Below are 19,659 nucleotides of genomic sequence, written 5' to 3'. Positions count from 1 at the left end.
GGCGCAGACGCATCTCAAGCCATCGTCCCGGCCACCGCCTCCAGCGAGCGCCGGTCCACGATCTCCACCAGATGCGCGTCGGGCAGGCGAATGAGGCCCTGGTTGCGCAGCTTGGTGAAGGAGCGCGACACGGTTTCGATGGTGAGGCCGAGATAGTCCGCAATATCGGCGCGCGTCATGGCGAGCGGCACGGGATTGTCGGCCAGCTTGTTTTCCGCCATCCGGCGCGACAGGGCGAGAAGAAAGGCCGCGAGCTTCTCCACCGGGGCCAGCCGGCCGAGAATGACCTGATTCTCCCGCGCCTGACGCAGCGCCGCGCGCGTGAAACGGAACAGCCGGTCCTTCAGCCGGGGATAGGTTTCGATCAAAGCGTCCATTTCCCGCACCGGGAAGGAGCAGAGAGCGGCGGGCACCACCGCTTCGACGCTCGCCGTATAGACCTCGTCGTCGGCCAAACCGAGATAGTCGCCGGGCAGCAGGAAGCCGGTGATCTGGCGGCGACCGTCCGGCAGGGCCATCGACAGGCGCAACATGCCCTCGGTCAGGCTGTAGACGCGCTTGCGGCTTTCGCCTTCCACCACCAGCGTTTCATCCGCGTCCAGCCGGCGCGCGGTCATGATCCGCTCCAGCGCGCCGATCTCGTCATCCGCCAGGGCCGCGCAGACCGCCATGGTCCGCACGCCGCACTCGGCGCATGCGCCGCAGGGCGGACGATGGGCGCGCTCGGGCAGGGGTGAGACGGCGGGGTGCAGGGCGACGGGCCGCGACACGGATCTTCTCCGGAAAGCCGATTGCAAAGGCTTCCATACTGGTGCGCCCGCTGCGACGAAGGGTCAACCCTCGCAGGGACGGGCGCAGCCATGCTCCTGAGTTATGGCATAAGAATCAATCGTCTTCGACGAAGACCTCCTTGCGCTTGGCGCGAATGGAGGGCAGCAGCGCGACGATGACGGCGGCAAGACCAAGAGCCAGAAGCGTGGCCGAGATCGGGCGCTCCAGGAACACCATGGCATTGCCGCGCGAGATGATCATGGCGCGGCGCAGATGCTCTTCGAGCAGCGGGCCCAGCACGAAGCCAAGCAGCAGAGGCGCGGGCTCGCATCCCAGCCGGATCAGCACGTAACCCAGAAGGCCGAACACGCCGATCGCGTAGACATCGAACGGGTTGTTGTTGATCGAGTAGCAGCCGATGGCGGCGAACAGGACGATGGCGGGAAACAGGACGCGGTAGGGAATGGTTAGCATCTTCACCCAGAGCCCGATCAACGGCAGGTTCAGGATGACGAGGAGCACATTGCCGATCCACATGGAGGCGATGATGCCCCAGAAGAGCGCGGGCTGCGTGTTGATGACGTTCGGGCCGGGCGTGATGCCCTGGAGGATGAACGCGCCGACGATCAGGGCCATGACCGGGTGAGCCGGGATGCCGAGCGTCAGAAGCGGGATGAACGAGGTCTGCGCGGCGGCGTTGTTGGCGCTCTCGGGGCCGGCGACGCCTTGGATCGCGCCGTGGCCGAACTCGGACTTGTTCTTGGCGAGGTTCTTCTCCAGCGAATAGGAGGCGAAGGAGGAGAGGACGTGGCCACCGCCCGGCAGAACGCCGAGAATGGAGCCGAGCACCGTGCCCCGCACGACAGGGGCGGCGATGCGCTTGAAGTCGTCCTTGGTGAGCCAGAGGCCCGAGACCTTCTTGACGCCGACCTCACGCGTCGTCTCGTTCTCGAGATTGCGGAAGATTTCCGCCACGCCGAAGACGCCGACGGCGATCGAGACGAAATTGATGCCTTGGTAGAGTTCGAGCTGGCCGAGCGTGAAGCGCGGCGTGCCGGTGTAGATGTCCTGGCCGACCGTGCCGAGCAGGAGGCCCAGAAAGATCATCGCCAGCGCCTTGATCACCGAGCCATGGGCGAGCGAAATCGAGACGAGAAGGCCGAGCACGATCAGCGCGAAATATTCCGGCGCGCCGAACTGGAGCGCGACGCGCGACAGAGGCGGGGCGGCGACGGCCAGAAGCAGGGTGGCGACCGAGCCGGCGAAGAAGGAGCCGAGCGCTGCTGTGGCGAGCGCCTTACCCGCATGGCCCTTGCGGGCCATCTGATAACCGTCGATGGCCGTCACCGCCGAGGAGCTTTCGCCGGGCAGGTTGATCAGGATGGCGGTGGTGGAGCCGCCATATTGCGCGCCGTAATAGATGCCGGATAGCATAATAAGGGCGGTGACGGGCGAGAAGGTGAAGGTGATCGGCAGCAGCATGGCGATGGTCGCCGTCGGCCCGATGCCGGGCAGGACGCCGACGAGCGTGCCGAGCAACACGCCGATGAAGCACCAGAAGATATTGGTGACCGTGAAGGCCGTCTCGAAGCCGAGCGCGAGATTGGACAGGAGTTCCATGCGCTGCTCCGTCAGGAAAAGAGGGGGCCGAAGGTCGGCAGGGTGATGCCGAGCCCGATCTTGAAGACCAGCCAGCAGAGGGCCGACATGCAGGCGGCGATAGCGAGCGAGGAGAGAATGGTGTTGCGTGCCGATGCCAGTGCGACGATGGCGGTGCCGACGAACACCACGGGCACGAGGCCGAGCAGGGCACCGAACTCGCCGAAGATCACCAGCGCCAGAACCACGAGGGCGATGCCCTTCCAGGGTATGGGCGAGGGTTGAATCCGCTCATGCTTGCGCAGGCCGGTAAAGCCGATAATCACGCCGAGAAGGGCGAGAACGACCGCCAGAACCAGCGGAATGAAGCCCGGCCCCATGCGCAGCGCGCTACCGAGCGGATAGTTCAGCGACTCCAGCCCGAAGGCAAGCGCCACGGTGACGAAGATGAGGGCGGCGAAAAAATCGCGGCGTGAGCGAATATCGGCGCTCGAAGACATCTGGCGCGGGGTTCCCTTCTCTCGATAGTCAAAGATCCCCGTCCGCGCCGGGCCGATAGGCGCGCGCGTATCGGGCAGGGGGCGGGTCCAGCCGGTTCGATCGAACGGCGGGACCCTGCCGCTCGTCAGTTGGCGTAGACGCCGGCCGCCTCGATGATCGGCTTCCACTGCGCGATCTGCGATGAAAGCTCCTTGCCCAGAGCCTCGGGGCTGGCCTCGTCGGGCGAAACCGGCGCGGTGCCGAGTTCTGCGAAGCGCGCCTTCACGGTCTCGTTGGCCAGGGCCTTCTTCAGGGATTCCTGGAGACGGGCGACGATGGCCGGGTCCATGCCCGCCGGCCCGTAGATTCCGTGCCAGACGCCGATGTCGAGCTTTTCGAGGCCCGCTTCCTTGGTGGTCGGCAGGTCGGGCAGCGAGGCCAGACGCTCAGGCGAGGTCACGGCATAGGCCTTCACTTCGCCGGCCTTGATCTGGTTAGTGGTGTTGGTGGTCTGGTCGCAGATCAGATCGACCTGACCGCCCACGATATCGGTCATGGCTGGGGCCGCGCCCTGATAGGGCACCGTCACCATCTGCACGCCCAGCGTTTCCTGAAGCAACATGCCACAGAGATGCGAGGCGGAGCCGATGCCGGCATTGGCATAGGTCACGTTGGTGCCATCCTTCTTGAGATGGGCGACCAGCGCGGCCATATCCGCGGGCTCGAAATCCTTGCGCGCCACGATGGTCATGGGAACCGAGGTGACGAGGCCGACGGGCGCGAAGTCCTTTACGGGGTCGAAGCCGAGATTGCGATAGAGGGTCGGCGCGGTGGACATGCCGATATGGTGGAGAAGCAGCGTGTAGCCGTCCGGCTTGGCCTTGGCGACCTGACCCGCGCCGAGCGTGCCGCCCGCCCCGCCGACATTCTGCACCAGCACCTGCTGCCCGAGATCGCTCGACATGGACTGCGCGATCAGGCGCGTCACCGTATCGGTCGGGCCGCCGGCGGAGAAGGGAACCACGATGGTGATGGGCTGCGTGGGATAGGTGCTTTGTGCTGCGGCCGGCAGCGTCAATGCGGAGGCCAGCGCGAAGGATGCGATCAAGCCCTTGAGTGAGAACGACATGGTTCCTCCCAGAAATGTCGGTTCCGCCTTTCGGCATAACGATATGAGGGACCGAAGGGAGAAGGCTTGTCCAGTCGAGGAAGAGGCAGGTCGCATACGAAGTATGGCTGACAGGTGATGAGGCGAAGACGCCCGGAGCGCGCCATCTCCCAGGTTTCGAGCGATTTTGATCGATTGAAGCGCGAAAGGGGATTGGCATTTGCTCCCTCATCTCCATAGGCGATGCCACGCTCACTCACGGCGATTTGATGATTGGAAGGGCAAGCTTGCCACCGTCGCGTCATGCTTGAAAGCAGCCTCGACGCTTGAAGGACGTTTCGGCCGCGAATCAAAAAGGAGGCTGCGCCGAAATTTCGAGCGGAAAGCGGGGCACGAAGGGAGGGCGGCGAGGGTCTCGGGACCTCGAACGATGGCTCGCCGGGTCGTGTATGTGTCACGGAGTGCTGGAGGACGCCTATGCCTTCGGCGCGGACTGCGCGTCGCTTCGCGAGGACGGACGAAAACTCCGTTTAAATTTCAGCGCAGAGTCGTTTGGCAACTGCTTGATAGCGCGGATACGGAGCGCTTGACGGACGTAGCTCGTCCTAGCCCTGATCGGAAAAAGCAAAACCCTGCGGCTCGGCAGAGCGCAGGGTTCGCAAAGGAATGGGATCTTGGGGATCGACCATCCCGCCGTCACTATCCCAGGCCGCCAGTACATCCGTGGTCGGCGTTGGGATGAGTGTTGCTGTTGTAACTGGTGGAGCTTGCGTGAAGCTGAACCAGCAGGTCTGGCTTAGAGAGCCTTGAGGCTGTCGGCTGCCATCTTGCCCGTGCGGCGATCGGCCACGAGCTCGAAGCTGACCTTCTGACCGTCCTGCAGGGTCTGCAGACCGGCGCGCTGCACAGCGCTGATATGAACGAAGGCGTCCTGGCCGCCGTTGTCCGGGGCGATGAAACCAAAGCCCTTTTCGGTGTTAAACCACTTAACGGTTCCCGTAGCCATGGGATACCTTTCTGAATAGTCGTGTGCCCTGAAGGCGCAAAAATTGCGCCCAACTGCATCGAAGTCTGCGAAGAAATGGATTGATCATGCGCTGGGCCGCAGCGCGTCGACAAACTTTCCGGCCATCATTCGATGGGTAATACTATGAGCAGGCCCCATCTCTTTTTCAAGGCGGGCATCCGCATTATTTTGCCGCCCGGCCATCAGCTTCAGGCAGGGATTCGTGACCGATCGAAAGCGGCTGTCCCGCAAGGGGTGAAAGCCTTTTCGCCAAAATCTAGGCCGATGTGGCAAGGGGAACACAGCAGGAACAATGTCCGAATTCGGCCATCGTTCCTAACCAATCCTCAACCGAATCGAACCAATTTCGGACGGGCCAGCAAGGATTGGATGACCATGCTTCTCGACCGTTTCATGACCTTTGTCGTCGATATGACCGCTCTCGCCCTGACGGCGGCCGGAATCTTCGCTGCCGCCTGTCTGGCCTTCCCGCCGTTGCCGCAGTTCGTGCTGCGCATGGTGGGCTGAACGCTTCCGCGAACGCGCCGTGCTCTCGGCTTTCGAGCTTATGGCCCAGGCACTACGACGGATGCGCTTCCACTTCGGCTTCGCCGTCCTCCCCGAGCAGCGTCTTGCGAAGGCGCTGTTCGTCTTCCGGGCTGATATCGAGCGGCTTGGCGCCGTCGTCCGGGAGGCCTGAACCGCTTTGGGCAATGCCATCATGAAGCGGACGGGCATTCATCCCGTTCGAGATCGCGTCGCGTTCCGTTGAAGAGCTCATGGGAACCTGCCGTGTTAAAGTATCGGTTCCTTTTCAACGCGCCAAGTCAGGAAAAGTCTCATGCCGGTTTGGCGGATCGCGCGGCCTTCCAACGAGGATAGAGCAGGCCGATCACCAGGCCGCTCATGACGAGCAGAGCCGCCGCGATCTTCCAGAGCGGCAGCGGCTCGCCCAGCCAGAAGGCCGAGGCTCCCATTCCGAAGAGCGGCACGAGCAGCGCCAGCGGCGTCACCAGCGCGGCTGGGTGGCGCGACAGGAGCCAGCCCCAGGCGGCGTAACCAAACATCGTGTTGCCGATCGTCTGCCAGAGCACGGCCGCCCAGGTCGCGGCATCGGCCGAGACCAATCCTTGGCGGATGGCCGGCCAGCCTTCCAGGACAAAGGACAGGATAAAAAGCGGGGGCGCCGAGAACAGGCTGGCCCAGACGACATAGGGAAGCATGTCCGTCGTCTTGCTGGCACGCGACACGATGTTGCCGCCCGCCCAGGCGAGCGCCGCCAGAAGCACGAGCACGAGACCGAGAGGCGTTGCCGATCCGTCCGTATGCGTCAGGATGACGCCGAGGCCGGCGATGCCGAAGAGAAGCGCCACCCATTGATAGGACTGCACCCGCTCGCCCGACAGCCGCATGGACAGGCCGATGGTGAAGAAGACCTGCGCCTGGACCACGAGCGAGGCGAGGCCGGGCGAGATCGATCCGCGCAGCGCCACGAAGAGCAGCCCGAACTGGCCCGCGCCGATCAGGACGCCATAGGCGGCGAGATGGCTCCAGGGCACGTTCGGTCGCTTGAGAAAGAACACGCCGGGAAGGGCCGCGAAGAGAAAGCGCAGGGCCGCGAAGAGAAGCGGGGGTAGATGTTCGAGTCCCATATGGATCACGACGAAATTGGTGCCCCAGACGGCGACCACGGCCAGACCCAGCAGAAAATGCCGGAAGGGGAGGAGGGACGTGTCCATGGCCAGCCTTTCGCGATCGGGAAAGCGCTCGGCGAGCAAGGCTCCGCCGAAAGCGCTCTCGCGTCCTGTCTTGCGCAGTGTCCATGCGGAGGGCGGATGCCGTTCTCGCCGGGAATGCTCGGGTGCAAGGCTGAGATCGCTCGGCCTTGCCGGACGCTGGGCAGCGCCCGTCGGCGTCTCGCTTGGGCAGAACGCAAGGCATCGAGCTTGGGGCGGGAGAAGGACGGGAAACTGCCTGGAGGCAGGATCACCTTTTGTCGCCTCGCGCCGCCCTGTCGGGCCTCGGTCTCGCTCCTGCGAAACACCGCGAGGCAAGCTCTTAGGCTTTTCACATGCGCTTGAACAGCGCCGTCAGCCGAGCGGCAAGCGGGAAGGGCGGCGTGCGCCCTTCCGCGTCATGAGGGGTCAGGCTGCCGGGCGGCGGCGGACATAGCCGGCCGAAACGGTGCGGCTGAGTTCCATTTCCAGTTCGCGCTGGCGCATGACGAGATTGCGCAGGGCCTGAAGCGTGTCGCCATCGACCTCGGCCAAGGCCAGTTCGATGGTGCGGTCGAGTTCGTCCGGGTTCTGTAGGGCGGGATGCGCCATGGCTCGATCTCCGATTCTGATCTGGTCCAGCATCGCATGGAGCTCTCTTGTGAAATCTTGCGTCTCGCTGGATTTCCCCTGCAAAATCAGCATGAAGCGCGTTTTAAATGTCTGGAAAACTCCGGTTTCGGCCTTGCCTTGCGAGGGCGGCGCACCACGCCTTCTGGGGAATCGCTCAACGCGTCGGCGCGTGGAAGTCGGGCGGCTTGCGCGCGATCCAGCTGAGGAACCGCTCCAGCTTGGGATGGGCTGCCAGCGCCACGCCATCGGCCTCGAACCGCGCCAGTTCGGCGTTGGTGAAGCTCGCATGAATGGTGCGATGGCAGATCGGGTGAACCGGCACCGTGTCGCGCCCGCCCCGGCTTTTGGGCTTGGGGTGGTGCCACTCGACCTTTCGGCCAAGCGGGCGGCGGCAGAGCCAGCATTCGGATGGAAGAGCGCTCATCGCTAGGAGATGAGTCCTCGCCGCCCCGCCTCGCAAGAGCCTGCGGCCAAAGGGATCAGTCGTCGCCCTCGGCTGAGGGAGGATAGGCATGGCGCGCCCCGGAGGGATCTTCCACCTGCCAGCCGTGGCCGTCCTCTTCCAGATAGGACGGTCCCACCGGAACCTTGCCGTAGCCGCCGGGAATGTCGAGCACATAGGTCGGCTGGCACAGGCCCGAGACGCGCCCGCGCAAGGCGCGCATCAACGCTTGGCCTTCATGAAGGCTGGTGCGCAGATGGCCGGTGCCCGGCGCGAAATCGCCCTGATGGAGATAATAGGGCTTGATCCGGTTCTCCACGAAGCGGCGCATCAATTGCCCCAGCGTTTCTGCATCGTCGTTGACGCCGCGCAGGAGCACGCTCTGGCTCACCATCGGAAGGCCCGCATCCACCAGCCGCGCGATGGCAGCCTCGGCCTCGGGCGTGAATTCACGGGAGTGGTTGGCATGAAGCGCGACGAAGACCGCGCCGGGAAAGCGCTTCAACGCGGCCACCAACTCGGCTGAGACGCGGGACGGCTCCACCACGGGCACGCGCGTGTGAAAACGCAGAACCTTGACGTGCGGGATCGCGCCGAGCCGCTCGCTCAGATGGGCCAGCCGGCGCGGCGACAGGGCGAAGGGATCGCCGCCCGTCACCACGACTTCCCAGATCTCGGGATGGGCCGCGATATAGGCGAAGGCCGCGTCCAGCTCCGCGTCGGACAGGGTGCCGAGCCCTTCCGGGCCAACCATCTCGCGCCGAAAGCAGAAGCGGCAATAAACGGGGCAGACATGCAGCGGCTTCAGAAGCACGCGGTCGGGGTAGCGATGAACGATGCCGGCGAGGGGCGAATGCGCGTCGTCACCGATCGGGTCGGCCTCGTCTTCCGGCGCGTGGATCAGTTCCCTGATATCAGGCACGAATTGCAGGCCGATCGGATCGTCCGGCGCCTCGATCAAGGCCGCCATCTCGGCCGTGATCGACACGGCATAGCGGGAGGCGACCGCCGACAGGGCCTCCAGCCGCTCCTCCGGGGCAAGGCCCGCCTCCACCAGCGCCGCCGCGCTGCGAACCGGCCGGCTCACGGCGCGAACTCCGCGACCGGCGTCCAGATCACATCGTCCACCCGGCTTGCACCCAGCGCCAGCATGACGAGACGATCGAAGCCGAGCGCGATGCCGCTCGCCTGCGGCATGACGGCGAGGGCTTCGAGGAAATCCTCGTCCAGCGGATAGCGCTCGCCATAGACACGCTCCTTCTCGTCCATCTCGGCCAGAAGCCGGCGGCGTTGCTCGGCCGCGTCCGTCAGCTCGCCGAAGGCATTGGCAAGCTCGACGCCGCAGGCATAAAGTTCGAAGCGCTCCGACACGCGCGGGTCGCGGGGCGAGCGGCGGGCGAGCGCGGCTTCGGCGGCCGGATATTCGTCCAGGATCGTCGCGCGGCCGTTGCCGATCATTGGCTCGACGCGCTCCACCAGCGCGCGGCTGAAAAGATCCGCCCAGGTATCGTCGGGTGTGGCGCGCAGTCCCGCGCCGCGCATGGCCTCGGCCAGCGCATCCCGATCCGTGCCGCCCGCTTCGTCCACGCTGTCCAGAATGTCGAAGCCGACGAAGCGGCGGAAGGCTTGCGACACGCTCAACCGCTCGGCCTCGGCGAACGGGTCCACCTCGCGGCCTCGAAAGCGGAAGCGCCCGATATCGGCCACCTCTGCGGCAAGGCGCAGGAGCGCCGCACTGTCCTCCATCAGCCGCTCATAGGTCTCGCCGGTGCGATACCATTCCAGCATGGTAAATTCGGGCGAATGCAGCGCGCCGCGCTCGCGGTTGCGATAGACCGGGGCGAAGGTGAAGAGCCGCGTCTCGCCGGCGGCCAGCAGTTTCTTGCAGGCAAATTCCGGTGAGGTGTGGAGGTAAAGCGGCTGGCGCTCGCCGTCGATGCGCAGCATTTCGGTGGCGAAGGCGGCAAGATGCGCTTCGTTTCCGGGCGAGACCTGAAGCGCCGCCGTCTCGACCTCCACGAAGCCTTGCGCGTCGAAAGCCGCGCGGAAGGCGGCCTTGATCCGGCCCCGAGCCAGTAGGCGCGGGCGGCGGTCGGCATGGACATGAGGGGTCCACCAGGGGGATCGGTCTGTCATATCGGCTGAAACTCGGAAAGTCCGTGGCGGCTGGCGGATGGGCCGAAGATGGGTTAGGCCGCTCCCCAGCCATATCCAAGGCCATTCATAAGGAACAAGACCCGTGAAGGTGATCGCCAGCTCGCTCCGCAAGGGGAACGTCGTCGAACGCGAAGACGGCAAGCTCTATGTCATTCTCTTTGCCGAGAACATCCATCCTGGCAAGGGCACGCCCGTCACCCAGCTCGACATGCGCCGCATTTCGGACGGCACCAAAGTGTCGGAGCGCTACCGCACGACCGAACAGGTGGAGCGCGCCTTCGTGGAAGAGCGCGACCACACCTTCCTCTACACGGACGGCGAAGGCTTCCACTTCATGAACCCGGAAAGCTTCGAGCAGCTGGCCGTGCCGGAATCGGTGATCGGCGATGCCGCACCCTATCTTCAGGAAGGCATGACGGTTCAGCTCTCGGTCTATGACAACAGCGCCATCGCGATCGAGCTGCCGCAGCGCGCGATCTACGAAGTGGTCGAGACCGAGCCCACCACCAAGGGCCAGACGGCCTCCTCGTCCTACAAGCCGGCTGTCCTGTCGAACGGCGTGCGCACGCTCGTTCCCCCGCATATCGCGACCGGTACCCGCATCGTCGTCATGACGGCGGACGGCTCCTATGTCGAGCGCGCCAAGGACTGATGTCGAAGGTGGCGGGTCGCGATGGCCTGGCGCCCTGCTTTCCCCTCGCTTCGAGCGCCGCCTGGTGAGGCGGCGTTAACCCTCCTGCGCGACAGTCGTCCCAGTGCCGAAGACGGGTCTTCGGCGGGCGTCGTCGCGCGAGGGAATTCGTGGATATGTCTTCGTTCGCAGCTTGGGGCGGGGGATCGCGGCCCGCCAGGCCCAAGGGGCGGAGCGCGCGATGAGCGATTTCGCCCTGGCCTCGCCTTCGCAAACGGCGTCCGCCGAAGCGGTCTATGCCCTGCGCACGGTGCTGGCGACACTGATCCTCACGGTCGGCTTCGTCAGCCTCACGCCCTATGCCTCGATCTATACGGGCGATGCGGGCGGCAATATCCTGAATCAGCTCGGCTACGGGCTGCTGGCGCTCATCTCGCTCGTCGGCCATCTTGTCTTCACCGAGCGGCGCGTGGCGCGCGCGCTCCTGCGCCCGAGCTGGGTGCTTCTTCTGGGATGGTTCGCGCTCTCCTCCCTCCAGACGGCGGACCCGGCCGACACGTTTCGCGGCGTCGTGTTTGCCGGCATCTCCATGCTCGCCGTCACCGGGGCGCTCTGCCTGCCGCCGGACGGGCGCTCCCTGCGCATCGCGCTTGGGTTCGCGGTCATGACGGCGCTGGTCATGTCCTATGCCGGCGTCTTCATCTGGCCGAGCCTCGGCCGGCATGTCGGCGATGTCCATGCCGGGCTCTGGCGTGGCATCTACAGCCACAAGAACGTCGCGGGCGCGGCCATGGCGGTGTTCTTCTTTGCGGGTGTCTATCTCTTCCGCATGAAGAGCCACATGATCGGGCTCCTGATCATGCTTCTGTCGGCCGTCTTCATCCTGCGAACGGGGTCGAAGACCTCGCTCGGCCTTACCATCATCGTCTTCGTCGTGGTCATGTCCGCCCATGTTTCGAAGGTGCGGGCCGCGCCGGTGATCGTGGCGCTGCTGGCGCTTCTGGGCGCGGCCTATTTCACCATCGGCACCGTCCTGTTTTCCTTCTCCCGCGAGATCGTGCAGGCCATCGCGCCCGGCACGAGCTTCACCGGACGTCTCGAGCTTTGGCGCATGGCGCTCGGCGCGATGGAAGGGCATGGCTGGACGGGCTATGGGCACGGCGCCTTCTGGACGCTCGCCAATCTGATCCATCAGGAGATCCCGATGGAGTTCTCCTGGGATCCGCGCGGCGCGGTGAACGCGCATGAGGGCTATCTCGACATTGCCCTGTCGGTCGGCTGGCCGGGGCTGATCCTGGCGCTCTGGGTGCTCGTCGGCGCGCCGCTGAAATCCTATCTCCATGTGGGGCCGGGGCGCGAAAGCACACGACTGGCCGATTTCTTCCTGATGTCGCTTCTGTTTCTGCTTCTGAACGCCATGCTGGAAAGCTTCTTTTTCGAACGCGCCAACTCGCTCTGGGTCATGACCTTCTTCGTCGTGGCCGGGCTCAATCTCCTCGGCCGCTTCCGCACGGACTGAGCCGCGAGACCTCAAGCAAAAAGCGCCGAGCCCGTGCGGGCCCGACGCCTTTTTTGTTTTTGCCATCGCAGATCGTTCAGCGATGCCCGCCGGAGGCCCCGCCGCCCTTGCGACCGGCCTCGACCGCGCGTTCGGGGTCGTTCTTGAAATTGCCGCCCGAGGCTTCACCGCCCTTGTGGCCGGCTTCTGCCGCGCGTTCGGGATCGTTCTTGAAATTGCCGCCGGAGTTCTGTCCTCCCTTGTGGCCGGCTTCGGACGCCTTCTCACGGTCGTTGGCGAAATTTCCTGGGTTCTGATTCTGCGTTGCCATGATGGCACTCCCTGTTCGTGTGGCTGAAAAACGGGAGATACTCGCCGCGCGTTCCGAATGAACTGTTTTCGTATGACGTATTGAGTCGGGTATATTGTCTTCTTAAGTTGCTTCGATGGCTATATAGGTTTCTGCAAGTTTTAATCGTTCAAAGCCCTGTGTCGCATCTTCCGTAAGGTCATTGGCGCGCGACAGACTTACGGGCGAAATTTCATCGTGAAGTTTTCATAACGCTTGGCGTGCCGCGCAAGCCACGGTTTCCGCTGATGTCTTTCCCAAGAGGTGTTTTTCGCAAGCGCTGCTCGAGAGAAAACTGCGCGCAATTTTCAGAATGGGATTGAGCCTCTGATAAGAACGGCCGCCCCAATTGTCCGCCGAAAGCCCTCCAGAAGGCCGTTCGGGCGAACGGACATACTCGCATGAAACTGACCATCCGTACCAAACTCGCAGCCACGTTCGGTGCCGTCCTGCTTCTGACCGGCGGGGTCGGCTTTTGCAGCCTCCTCGCGCTGGAGGCCGGTCGCCAAACCATGGACGAGTTCACGCATCGGCCCTTCCAGATGGTGCAGGCGACCATCGGACTTTCGGGTGATCTGGAGCGCATCCATCGCATCGTGCGCGCGGCCTATTCCACCGTGAAGCCGGCCGATCTCAGCGCCGATTATGCCCAGGCCTGGCGGGCGCTGGACGAGCACATGACGCGCTACGAGGCCGCGCGCTCGCAAGGGGCAAGAGGGCAGGGAACCGACCTTGCCGAACTCGTACGCGCCCTGCGGCCGGTCTCCGACCAGGCCTTCGCCCATGCCTCGAAAGCCGATCTCTGGGCCGTGGCCGGCGCGCGCAGCGCACTCGCTCCCATCGAGAAGGATCTGACGGGCAAGTTGCGCATGGTGCGTAGCCAACTGGCCGGCAAGGGCGATACGGGTTTCGCCGCGCGCCAGACGCTTTCAGATATCGAGACCAATATGATCGAGGCCCGCCTGTCGCTGGTGGACCTTCTCGCCACCGCCGATCCGACAGCACGGCAGGCCGCGTTCGAGCGGTTCGAGGCGCTGAAGAAACTGGTGAGCCGCAAATTCGGCGATCTCAACGCCATGGCGCCGATCGGAACGGAGCGCATGATCGGCCAGCTTCTGGACACCTGGAACCACGCCTATGACGAGATGGTCCCGCTGGTGCAGGAGGGGATGAAGGCGCGTGCGACCGAGGCGACGCGCTATCTCGAAACCGTGCAGCGGCCGGCCGCCGAGCGGGTGCAGGCCCGGCTGGACGAGTTGACCGGTGAGGCGCAGGAGGCCGCGCGGGGCTTTGCCGCACAGGCCGAACAAAGCTACGAACACACGCGCAACACGCTTCTGGCGCTGATCGGCGCGGCCCTCCTTTTGGGCGTCGGCATGATGCTGTGGCTCACCCATTCGATCGCGGTTCGCCTGCGCCGCACGCTGCGCTGCGTATCCGCCATCGGCGGAGGAGATTTGACGCAGCGGCTGGCGGCCGCCGGCTCGGACGAGATCGCCGATCTGCAACGCGCCATGGCGGAGATGACGGAGAACCTGTCGCGGATCGTCTCGAACGTGCGCGCCTCGTCGGATCTGGTGGCCGCCGGGTCGGTGCGCTCGGCGCGAACATCCGGCACGCTCTCATCGGGCTCCAGCGAGCAGGCCTCGGCGAGCGAACAGGCGTCCAGCGCGATCGATGAGATGAGCGCCAACATCCGCCAGACGGCGGAGAATGCGGCGCACACCGAAACCATCGCCCGTCTCGTGCGCGAGCACGCGGCGTCGACTCAAGAGGCCGTGTCGCAATCCGTCGAAGCCATGAGGACGATCGCGCAGTCGGTCGGCGCGATCGGCGCGATCGCGCGCCAGACCGATCTTCTGGCGCTCAACGCCGCGATCGAGGCCGCGCGCGCCGGCCCGTCCGGCAAGGGCTTCGCCGTGGTGGCGGCCGAGGTTCGCAAGCTGGCGGAGCGCTCGCAGATGGCGGCCCGGCAGGCCGCCAGCGTGTCCGCCGATACGCTCGGCATCGCCGAAGGGGCCGGGGCGCGTCTGGCCCGGTTGATGCCCGAGATCAGCCGAACCAGCGAGCTTGTGTCGGAAATCTCGGCGGCCTGCCACGAGCAGGCGATCGGCACGCAGCAGATCGCCGAGGCCATCCAGCTTCTGGATCAGGTGACCCAGGCCAATGCCGCCGCCGCCGGCGACATGTCCCACACCGCCGCCAACCTGTCGCACGAGGCGGGCCGGTTGGCCCACACGATGGAGTTCTTCCGCATCGGCTCCGAGAGCGAACAGGCGGAGCCGGCGTCACCCGACGGTTCGCCCGCCCCACTCGAAGGGACCAGCGAGGAGGACGCTTTCGACCCTCGGCTGCGCCACGCGGCCTAACAGGCCCGCAGGAGAGGTTGACGGAGCGGCACCCGCTCATCCGCTCGGCGCGTGTTCGGTGTTCCGCTCGCAGCGAGCCCAAGCGTCTGCGCTTGGGCACCCGGCCTTCAGCCGACCCAGCCGCGCAATTCGCGCCGCACCATATGCTCGATCACGTCCATTCCCGGCCCGGAATCGTTGAGGCAGGGGATATGGGTGAAATGCGTGCCGCCGTTTTCGTGGAAGATTTCACCGGCTTCCCCCGCGATTTCTTCCAGCGTTTCCAGGCAGTCGGACACGAAGCCGGGGTTGAGCACGGCAATCTTCTTGATCCCCTGCTTGGCCAGTGCTTCCACGGTCTTGTCGGTATAGGGCTGGAGCCATTCTTCCGGCCCGAACCGGGACTGGAAGGTCGTCATCAGCCGCCCCTTGGCCCAGCCGAGGCGCTCCTCCAGAAGCCGCGAGGTCTTCTGGCAATGGCAGTGATAGGGATCGCCCTTGCGAAAATAGCTCTGCGGAATGCCATGATAGGAGGTGATGACGCGCTCGGGCTCGAAGTCGAGTGTGGCGAGATGCGTCTCGATCGAGCGCGCCAGGGCGTCGATGTAGATCGGCTCGTCGTGATAGGCGGGCACCGTACGCGAAGCCGGCATCCAGCGCTTCGACATGAGGTGCTCGAAGAACTTGTCATTCACGGTCGCCGTGGTCGAAGCCGAATATTGCGGGTAGAGCGGAAAGCAGAGAATACGCTCGCAGCCCTGTGCCATCAGTGCGTCTACCCGCTCGGCGATGGAGGGATTGCCGTAGCGCATCGCCCAGTCCACCACGATGGTGGCCTCGCCCGACAGGCGCTCGGCGAGCTTCTCGCCCTGCGCGCGGGTGAAGGTGCGCAGCGGGCTTTCGTTGCGTTCCTTGTTCCAGATCTGCTCATAGGCATGGCCGGATTTCTTCGGCCGCGTGTTGAGGACGATGCCGTAAAGGATCGGATACCAGGCGGCGCGCGGCCATTCGATCACGCGCTTGTCCGACAGGAACTCCTTGAGATAACGCCGCATCGGCTTGAAATCGGTGCCATCGGGCGTGCCCAGATTGACGAGAAGCACGCCGACCTTCTTCGCCTTGACCGGAGGATGGCCGACAGGAAGCGGGCCGATGGCAGTGCTGGCGAGCGTGGGGGCGTGAGCGTTCATGACAGGTCCGGGACGAGAGCGATGCGAGGGCCGACGAAAGCAAAGCGGCGGCGCCCTCTCGCGAGGGCACCGCCGGGCATATGGGAGCCGGATCGGCAGCTGGCAATGGAGGCGGTCAGGCGCGCCGGGTCAGTTCGAAGCGCGCGCCGGCCGAATTGACGCAAGCCATGCGATCGGCGGCCATGAGGTTGCAGTTCACGGATTCGCGCGTGTTGCGCGTGGTGGAGGTGAAGATGATGCTCACCTGCGTCGGGTTGGTCTTGGTGTAGGACCCATCGGCCAGAACCCGCGCGCCATCGGCGGTCTTGGAGGTGAAGCGGCCGGCCGAGAAGTTGGAGACATAGGCGACCGGGCCGCCGACCGAGTTCCACTGACCCTCGATCGTCGCCGGCTTGGGCGCGACGGCGATCTGTCTCTCGGGTTCGAGCTGGCAGCCCGACAGCGCGGTGGCGGCGCCAAGAAGGCTGGCAAGGACGAGGGCGGGGCGCATGGTGGAAAGCTCCGTCAGGAAGAAGGTCTAAGGAAGAGAAGGAAGGATTTGTTCACCCAACGTCAAGTGACCGGCGCGTCGTTGCGCCGCGCCGAAATGACCGAATGAATGGAGGCGATGGTTTCGATGGAGCGGATTCGCCCGTCGCTGGTGAAGCCGAACCAATACATGGTCGTTCCCATCACCAGCGAGCCGCTGTCGTCCTGCCGCGTCCAGTCGCAGCGGCTGGCCGCTTCGTCCTGCTCCACCACCGTGCCGCGTGGCTTGTAGGAAATGTAGCTGGCGCGGCGCAGGAGTTCGTTCAGGAAGGACTTGGCCTCATCTTCCCCGGTCAGCTTGTATTCGCCCTCCATCCGGTCGAACCAGGGAGCGTCGATCACGCCGGCATTGTTTTTGTTGGAGAAGATGGCGCCGGGCGCAAAATGTTGGGCAACGGACCCTGCGGCGCCGGACATGACGGCGTCCATGATGTCCTTGACGACCATACGCTTGCGCTGGGCATCGTCCGAAGTCTCGCCCACTTACCAACTCCCAAGCGCTATCAAGCAGTTAACAGGCTCTAGGTTAGCGCACGCGAAACGTTTGACCAGCAACCAACGAAAAAGCCGCGGGATTTCCGCGGCTTTTTCACTGTTTTTTTCGTTTGCCGGGATCAGCGAACGAGAATGTTGCGGAACTGCCAGGGATCCTTCTCGTCCAGGTCCTCCGGGAAGAGGCCGGGGCGATCGGTCAGCGGCGTCCAGTCGGTGTAGTAACCCTTCACCGGGCCGAGATACGGGCGCTGTACTTCGAGGCAGCGGCGATAGTCCATCTCGTCGGCTTCCACGATGCCGGCTTCCGGATTCTCCAGCGCCCAGACCATGCCCGCGAGCACGGCCGAGGTCACCTGAAGGCCCGTCGCATTCTGGTAGGGAGCGATGCGGCGCGTCTCTTCCAGCGAAAGCTGCGAGCCGTACCAGTAGGCATTCTTCTCGTGGCCGTAGAGCAGGACGCCCAGTTCGTCGATGCCTTCCACCAGCTCGTTCTCGTCCAGAACGTGGTGCTCGGGCTGGATCTTGCCGGCCGCGCCGAACAGTTCGTGCAGCGAGAGCACGGCGTCGTTGGCCGGATGGTACGCATAGTGGCAGGTCGGACGGAAGGTGACTTCGTCCTCCTTGTTGCGATGCGTGTAGTAGTCGGCGATCGAGATGGACTCGTTATGCGTCACCAGGAAGCCGTACTGCGCGCCGGGCGTCGGGCACCAGGTGCGAACGCGCGTGTTGGCGCCCGGCTGGTCCAGATAGATCGCGGCCTTGCAGCCCTTCTCGTGGTCCTTGGCGTTCTTGGGACGCCACTTCTCATGCGTGCCCCAGCCGAGTTCGGCCGGCTGCATCCCTTCCGACAGGAAGCCCTCGACCGACCACGTGTTCCAGAACACGTTGCGGGGTTTGGGCTTGGCGGCGACCTGCGTGTCGCGCTCGGCGATATGGATGCCCTTGACGCCGACCTTCTTCATCAGCTTGGCCCAGCCCTCGCGGTCGTTCGGACCGGGCTCGGAGAAGTCGAGATTGGTGTCGCGCGCGATGTCCACCAGCGCCTGCTTCACGAACCAGGACACCATGCCGGGATTCGCGCCGCAGGTGGAGACGGCCGTGGTGCCGCCGGGGTTCTTGCGCTTCTCCTTGCGCAGGGTCTCGCGCAGCGCGTAGTTCGTGCGGTCGGAATTGGAGAGCTTGTCGTCGAAATAGAAGCCGAGCCAGGGCTCGATCACCGTGTCGATATAGAGAACGCCGAGTTCGCGGCACAGGCGCATGAGATCGACCGAGCCGGTATCGACCGAAAGATTGACGCAGAAGCCCTGGCCGCCGCCTTCCGTCAGGAGGGGGGTGAGCAGGTCGCGGTAGTTCGACTTGGTGACGGCTTCCTGGCGGAAGCGGATGCCGCGCTCGTCGAGCAGGTGCCGATGCGTGTCGCGCGGGTCGATGACCGTGAAGCGCGACTTGTCGTAGTTGAAGTGACGTTCGATGAGCGGAAGCGTGCCACGCCCGATGGAGCCGAAGCCGATCATTACGATCGGGCCAGTAATCTCGGCATGGATCGGGTGGTTCTCGTTCGTCATTCGACGGTCCTTTCGATCTGGACTGATTTCTAGTCGCCGGGCTAGAGCAGATTGCTGTCAAATAAAAGGGGCTGACGGCCGGCTGGCAGCGATGCAGGCCGGCGAGGGCTTCGTTTTCTGCGCAGCGGCCTCCTTTACCGCCCCTCCACCGTCTCCCGAAAGGACATCTGGATGGAACTGCCGCGCCCCTTGCGCGCCGCGATCGACGCCGAGCTGGACGGCGTGCCGGGTGAGGCGCTGCGCAAGGCCTCCGATATCCTGTCTGGTCGCTACCGCGCCGAGACCCGCGACGGGCGGCTGCATCTGTCCGATGATCTCTTCGCCAAGGCCTATGTCGCGGCGCGCATGCCCGCGACCTTCGCGGCGCTCTCGAGCGCGCTGGGCGAAGCCGCCGAAGCGCTGCCCGAGTTCTCGCCGCGCACGCTTCTCGATGTGGGCGCAGGGCCGGGAACCGCGCTTTGGGCCGCCACCGAGCGCTTCGACACGCTGGAGGGCGCGACGCTTCTGGAAGCCAGCAAGCCGATCCGCGCGATGGGCGAACGGCTAAGCAAAGGGGCCTTCGCCTTTCGGCCGGACTGGCGCGAAGGGCAGGTCGAGCGGGACATGGACGCCGCGCCCTCCGCCGATCTCGTGACGCTCTCCTATGTTCTGGACGAGTTGCCGCCCGCGCGCCTGCGCCCCCTCGTGGAAGCGCTCTGGGCGCGCACGCAAGGCCTGCTTCTGATCGTGGAGCCCGGCACGCCGGCCGGCTACGGGCGCATTCTGGACGCGCGCCGCGCCTTGATCGAAAGTGGCGCCGCGCTCGCCGCGCCCTGTCCGCATGAAGCGGCCTGCCCTTTGGAGGCACCGGACTGGTGCCATTTCGCGCGCCGCGTGGCGCGCTCGCGCGTCCACTTGCGCACCAAATCGGCCGAAGTGCCTTGGGAGGACGAGAAGTTCAGCTATGTCGCGGCGACGCGGCTCGCCCCCGCCATGCGCGCGGCTCGCATCCTGGCGCCGCCGGAAGCCGGCAGCGGCAAGGTGCATCTGAAGCTCTGCGAAGGCGACGGACAGATGCGCCGCCGCCTCCTGACCAAGCGGGACGGCGAAGCCTTCCGCCGCGCCCGCCGGGCCGATTGGGGCGAGGCCATCGACCTCGCCTGAG

General features: G+C 65.0%; 22 protein-coding genes. 5 read left to right on the top strand and 17 right to left on the bottom strand.

All coding sequences use genetic code 11. The annotated features are described in order from the left end of the window. Positions 1 to 14 precede the first annotated feature (14 nt). The 6 genes from AUL28_RS05825 to AUL28_RS22545 form a co-directional block, all read right to left on the bottom strand. Positions 15 to 671 (bottom strand): Crp/Fnr family transcriptional regulator, encoded by a 657-nt coding sequence (locus tag AUL28_RS05825; protein ID WP_082640279.1) that lies wholly within the window; start codon positions 669 to 671, stop codon positions 15 to 17. A 214-nt stretch (positions 672 to 885) separates the two neighbouring features. After that, positions 886 to 2,391, bottom strand: coding sequence for a tripartite tricarboxylate transporter permease (locus tag AUL28_RS05820; protein ID WP_058601837.1), 1,506 nt, complete (start codon positions 2,389 to 2,391; stop codon positions 886 to 888). 11 nt (positions 2,392 to 2,402) lie between these two features. Continuing rightward, the gene (locus tag AUL28_RS05815; protein ID WP_058601838.1) at positions 2,403 to 2,870 is read right to left on the bottom strand and encodes a tripartite tricarboxylate transporter TctB family protein; all 468 of its coding nucleotides are present in this window, start codon (positions 2,868 to 2,870) and stop codon (positions 2,403 to 2,405) included. 125 nt (positions 2,871 to 2,995) lie between these two features. Further along, a complete protein-coding gene (locus AUL28_RS05810) occupies positions 2,996 to 3,979 on the bottom strand; it encodes a tripartite tricarboxylate transporter substrate-binding protein (protein WP_062230967.1) in 984 nt (327 codons plus the stop codon). A 775-nt stretch (positions 3,980 to 4,754) separates the two neighbouring features. After that, positions 4,755 to 4,964: a cold-shock protein gene (locus AUL28_RS05805; RefSeq protein WP_058601840.1), complete on the bottom strand. Its 210-nt coding sequence runs from the start codon at positions 4,962 to 4,964 to the stop codon at positions 4,755 to 4,757. A gap of 84 nt (positions 4,965 to 5,048) precedes the next feature. Continuing rightward, entirely contained in the window at positions 5,049 to 5,216 is a 168-nt protein-coding gene (locus AUL28_RS22545) for a hypothetical protein (RefSeq protein ID WP_156419898.1), read from the bottom strand. 138 nt (positions 5,217 to 5,354) lie between these two features. Here AUL28_RS22545 and AUL28_RS22540 point away from each other — a divergent pair, with 138 nt between their 5' ends. Then, a complete protein-coding gene (locus tag AUL28_RS22540) occupies positions 5,355 to 5,492 on the top strand; it encodes a hypothetical protein (protein WP_156418238.1) in 138 nt (45 codons plus the stop codon). 52 nt (positions 5,493 to 5,544) lie between these two features. Here the strand turns inward: AUL28_RS22540 and AUL28_RS05800 are convergent, their stop codons facing one another. From AUL28_RS05800 to epmA, 6 genes are all read right to left on the bottom strand, one after another. Continuing rightward, positions 5,545 to 5,745, bottom strand: coding sequence for a hypothetical protein (locus AUL28_RS05800; RefSeq protein ID WP_062230966.1), 201 nt, complete (start codon positions 5,743 to 5,745; stop codon positions 5,545 to 5,547). Between the two features lie 58 nt (positions 5,746 to 5,803). Further along, complete coding sequence (locus AUL28_RS05795) at positions 5,804 to 6,703, bottom strand: EamA family transporter (protein WP_062230992.1); 900 nt, start codon at positions 6,701 to 6,703, stop codon at positions 5,804 to 5,806. A 405-nt stretch (positions 6,704 to 7,108) separates the two neighbouring features. Beyond that, positions 7,109 to 7,291: a hypothetical protein gene (locus tag AUL28_RS05790; protein ID WP_058601843.1), complete on the bottom strand. Its 183-nt coding sequence runs from the start codon at positions 7,289 to 7,291 to the stop codon at positions 7,109 to 7,111. 175 nt (positions 7,292 to 7,466) lie between these two features. After that, a complete protein-coding gene (locus AUL28_RS05785) occupies positions 7,467 to 7,736 on the bottom strand; it encodes an HNH endonuclease (protein ID WP_058601892.1) in 270 nt (89 codons plus the stop codon). A gap of 55 nt (positions 7,737 to 7,791) precedes the next feature. Beyond that, entirely contained in the window at positions 7,792 to 8,841 is a 1,050-nt protein-coding gene (locus AUL28_RS05780; protein WP_062230965.1) for a lysine-2,3-aminomutase-like protein, read from the bottom strand. Then, positions 8,838 to 9,890 (bottom strand): EF-P lysine aminoacylase EpmA, encoded by a 1,053-nt coding sequence (epmA, locus tag AUL28_RS05775; RefSeq protein ID WP_062230964.1) that lies wholly within the window; start codon positions 9,888 to 9,890, stop codon positions 8,838 to 8,840. The genes AUL28_RS05780 and epmA overlap by 4 nt, the downstream gene beginning before the upstream one ends. A 103-nt stretch (positions 9,891 to 9,993) precedes the next feature. Between epmA and efp the strand changes: the two genes are divergently transcribed. Further along, entirely contained in the window at positions 9,994 to 10,563 is a 570-nt protein-coding gene (efp, locus tag AUL28_RS05770; RefSeq protein WP_058601846.1) for an elongation factor P, read from the top strand. A 220-nt stretch (positions 10,564 to 10,783) separates the two neighbouring features. Beyond that, on the top strand, positions 10,784 to 12,061 hold the full coding sequence (locus AUL28_RS05765; protein WP_062230963.1) for an O-antigen ligase family protein: 1,278 nt from the start codon (positions 10,784 to 10,786) through the stop codon (positions 12,059 to 12,061). A gap of 76 nt (positions 12,062 to 12,137) precedes the next feature. Here AUL28_RS05765 and AUL28_RS05760 read toward each other — a convergent pair whose 3' ends face one another. Next, positions 12,138 to 12,371, bottom strand: a complete 234-nt coding sequence (locus AUL28_RS05760; protein WP_082640278.1) for a general stress protein — start codon at positions 12,369 to 12,371, stop codon at positions 12,138 to 12,140. 419 nt (positions 12,372 to 12,790) lie between these two features. Here AUL28_RS05760 and AUL28_RS05755 point away from each other — a divergent pair, with 419 nt between their 5' ends. Continuing rightward, positions 12,791 to 14,758 (top strand): methyl-accepting chemotaxis protein, encoded by a 1,968-nt coding sequence (locus tag AUL28_RS05755; RefSeq protein WP_062230962.1) that lies wholly within the window; start codon positions 12,791 to 12,793, stop codon positions 14,756 to 14,758. Positions 14,759 to 14,865: 107 nt separating this feature from the next. Here the strand turns inward: AUL28_RS05755 and hemH are convergent, their stop codons facing one another. The 4 genes from hemH to AUL28_RS05735 form a co-directional block, all read right to left on the bottom strand. Then, complete coding sequence (gene hemH / locus AUL28_RS05750; protein ID WP_062230961.1) at positions 14,866 to 15,927, bottom strand: ferrochelatase; 1,062 nt, start codon at positions 15,925 to 15,927, stop codon at positions 14,866 to 14,868. Between the two features lie 115 nt (positions 15,928 to 16,042). Next, positions 16,043 to 16,417, bottom strand: coding sequence for a hypothetical protein (locus AUL28_RS05745; RefSeq protein ID WP_062230960.1), 375 nt, complete (start codon positions 16,415 to 16,417; stop codon positions 16,043 to 16,045). Positions 16,418 to 16,479: 62 nt separating this feature from the next. After that, complete coding sequence (locus tag AUL28_RS05740; protein WP_062230959.1) at positions 16,480 to 16,938, bottom strand: hypothetical protein; 459 nt, start codon at positions 16,936 to 16,938, stop codon at positions 16,480 to 16,482. A gap of 131 nt (positions 16,939 to 17,069) precedes the next feature. After that, on the bottom strand, positions 17,070 to 18,515 hold the full coding sequence (locus AUL28_RS05735; protein WP_058601853.1) for a homospermidine synthase: 1,446 nt from the start codon (positions 18,513 to 18,515) through the stop codon (positions 17,070 to 17,072). Positions 18,516 to 18,686: 171 nt separating this feature from the next. On the opposite strand from AUL28_RS05735, the gene AUL28_RS05730 reads away from it, so the two are divergent. After that, positions 18,687 to 19,658: a small ribosomal subunit Rsm22 family protein gene (locus tag AUL28_RS05730; RefSeq protein ID WP_062230958.1), complete on the top strand. Its 972-nt coding sequence runs from the start codon at positions 18,687 to 18,689 to the stop codon at positions 19,656 to 19,658. Position 19,659: the final 1 nt, after the last annotated feature.

Source organism: Aureimonas sp. N4 (genome assembly GCF_001463925.1).
Classification (GTDB): domain Bacteria; phylum Pseudomonadota; class Alphaproteobacteria; order Rhizobiales; family Rhizobiaceae; genus Aureimonas; species Aureimonas ureilytica_A.
The sequence above is the reverse complement of the archived record's forward strand: the minus strand, read 5'-3'. Positions and strand labels throughout refer to the sequence as shown.

Excerpts from the sequence above, each read along its gene's own strand:
- AUL28_RS05825 (WP_082640279.1), bottom strand. The coding sequence starts at position 671 with ATGGCGGTCTGCGCGGCCCTGGCGGATGACGAGATCGGCGCGCTGGAG.
- AUL28_RS05820 (WP_058601837.1), bottom strand. The coding sequence starts at position 2,391 with ATGGAACTCCTGTCCAATCTCGCGCTCGGCTTCGAGACGGCCTTCACG.
- AUL28_RS05815 (WP_058601838.1), bottom strand. The coding sequence starts at position 2,870 with ATGTCTTCGAGCGCCGATATTCGCTCACGCCGCGATTTTTTCGCCGCC.
- AUL28_RS05810 (WP_062230967.1), bottom strand. The coding sequence starts at position 3,979 with ATGTCGTTCTCACTCAAGGGCTTGATCGCATCCTTCGCGCTGGCCTCC.
- AUL28_RS05805 (WP_058601840.1), bottom strand. The coding sequence starts at position 4,964 with ATGGCTACGGGAACCGTTAAGTGGTTTAACACCGAAAAGGGCTTTGGT.
- AUL28_RS22540 (WP_156418238.1), top strand. The coding sequence starts at position 5,355 with ATGACCATGCTTCTCGACCGTTTCATGACCTTTGTCGTCGATATGACC.
- AUL28_RS05800 (WP_062230966.1), bottom strand. The coding sequence starts at position 5,745 with ATGAGCTCTTCAACGGAACGCGACGCGATCTCGAACGGGATGAATGCC.
- AUL28_RS05795 (WP_062230992.1), bottom strand. The coding sequence starts at position 6,703 with ATGGACACGTCCCTCCTCCCCTTCCGGCATTTTCTGCTGGGTCTGGCC.
- AUL28_RS05790 (WP_058601843.1), bottom strand. The coding sequence starts at position 7,291 with ATGGCGCATCCCGCCCTACAGAACCCGGACGAACTCGACCGCACCATC.
- AUL28_RS05785 (WP_058601892.1), bottom strand. The coding sequence starts at position 7,736 with ATGAGCGCTCTTCCATCCGAATGCTGGCTCTGCCGCCGCCCGCTTGGC.
- epmA (WP_062230964.1), bottom strand. The coding sequence starts at position 9,890 with ATGACAGACCGATCCCCCTGGTGGACCCCTCATGTCCATGCCGACCGC.
- AUL28_RS05765 (WP_062230963.1), top strand. The coding sequence starts at position 10,784 with ATGAGCGATTTCGCCCTGGCCTCGCCTTCGCAAACGGCGTCCGCCGAA.
- AUL28_RS05760 (WP_082640278.1), bottom strand. The coding sequence starts at position 12,371 with ATGGCAACGCAGAATCAGAACCCAGGAAATTTCGCCAACGACCGTGAG.
- AUL28_RS05755 (WP_062230962.1), top strand. The coding sequence starts at position 12,791 with ATGAAACTGACCATCCGTACCAAACTCGCAGCCACGTTCGGTGCCGTC.
- hemH (WP_062230961.1), bottom strand. The coding sequence starts at position 15,927 with ATGAACGCTCACGCCCCCACGCTCGCCAGCACTGCCATCGGCCCGCTT.
- AUL28_RS05745 (WP_062230960.1), bottom strand. The coding sequence starts at position 16,417 with ATGCGCCCCGCCCTCGTCCTTGCCAGCCTTCTTGGCGCCGCCACCGCG.
- AUL28_RS05735 (WP_058601853.1), bottom strand. The coding sequence starts at position 18,515 with ATGACGAACGAGAACCACCCGATCCATGCCGAGATTACTGGCCCGATC.
- AUL28_RS05730 (WP_062230958.1), top strand. The coding sequence starts at position 18,687 with ATGGAACTGCCGCGCCCCTTGCGCGCCGCGATCGACGCCGAGCTGGAC.